Origin of the sequence: Enterococcus sp. 3H8_DIV0648 (assembly GCF_002140655.1) — a bacterium.
GTDB lineage: Bacteria > Bacillota > Bacilli > Lactobacillales > Enterococcaceae > Enterococcus_A > Enterococcus_A hulanensis.
Map to the genome: position 1 here is coordinate 2611862 of NZ_NGLG01000001.1, position 1312 is coordinate 2613173.

A 1312-nucleotide genomic window follows, 5' to 3' on the forward strand; every position below is an offset into this window, starting at 1 on the left:
ATTTCACTTTCTTCATATATATTGAATTAACGAGGTGATTAGGATGGTTTTGAAAGAGCTCATAAAACTACCAATTAGTGTTTCTAAAGAAAAATCGATCGACATTTATAAGCAACTGGCTAAAACAAATCTAGTTATCGGTAAAATGGATACGCACATCACTCGTTCATTCATCAACGATACTTTTTTGAACCTTTTATCATTTAACGAATCGGTTCAATCTACAAGGATTGAAGGAACTCAAGTTACATTTCACGACTTCATGGAAAATAAAAACAAAAAAGAAATGGATTGGCAAAACAAAGAAGTTAGCAATTATCATGAAGCTTTGATGTATGGTGTAGATCAAATTCAAAATCATCACATGCCAATTTCCACACGTTTATTGAGAAGGATTCATTCTATCTTAATGGAAGATGCGCGCGGGACTTCTTCAGCAAGTGGCGAATTCAGAAAAATTCAAAACTTTATTGGTCCAAACAATAAAATTGAAGATGCTGTATACATCCCTATTCCTCCAAACGAAATTAACTCATATATGGAAAACTTAGAATTCTTTATCAATGGAGAGAATCACTACTCTTTCGACATTGACAAAAAAGATTCCGAAGAGTATTTTCCATACGATGCCTCTCCTTTGTTGAAAATGGCGATCGCGCACGCTCAATTTGAGTCTATTCATCCATTCTTGGATGGGAATGGGCGATTAGGTCGGATTTTACTTGTACTAGTCTCTGTAAAAGAATCTTTAGTTTCTTCACCAATATTTTTTGTAAGTGAAGAACTAGAAAAAGAACGGATCAGATACTATAACAGTCTAAACAGCACTCGTGGTCAGAAACCGGATTGGAGCACTTGGTTGCTCTTTTTCCTACAAGCATCTGAACGAATGGCAAACAATATCATTCAAAAACTACTAAGTGCTGAGCAATTAGCTACTACCGGTATGGATAATTGTGAGACAGACATGCAAAAAAATATCTGGCTCGCTACCTTTACTAACCCGATTGCTACAGCGAAAGAAATTAGCTCTTTTCTCAATATACATCCAGCTACAGCAAAAAGAGGATTGGATTTCTTGGTTACTAAGAACATGCTTGATCGAGATGACTCGAAGAAACGAAATCAAAAATACTACAATTATGATTTAATCAGAGCGATCCAAAATTAAATAACTTAGACACTAAATTTTTTAGTGTCTTTTTTTCATGACTTCCATGATTCGCGTGGTTAGCATAGTTTTTTTGATTTCTTCTCCCCGTAGTATTGTTACTTCAAAAATATAATCGTCATCTTTCATATGACCCTAGTT

At 34.8% G+C, this 1312-nt stretch carries 1 protein-coding gene; it reads left to right on the plus strand.

Going from position 1 to position 1312, the window contains the following annotated elements; all coding sequences use genetic code 11:
* Positions 1-43 precede the first annotated feature (43 nt).
* Complete coding sequence (locus A5875_RS12005) at positions 44-1171, plus strand: Fic family protein (protein ID WP_088933810.1); 1128 nt, start codon at positions 44-46, stop codon at positions 1169-1171.
* Positions 1172-1312 lie beyond the last annotated feature (141 nt).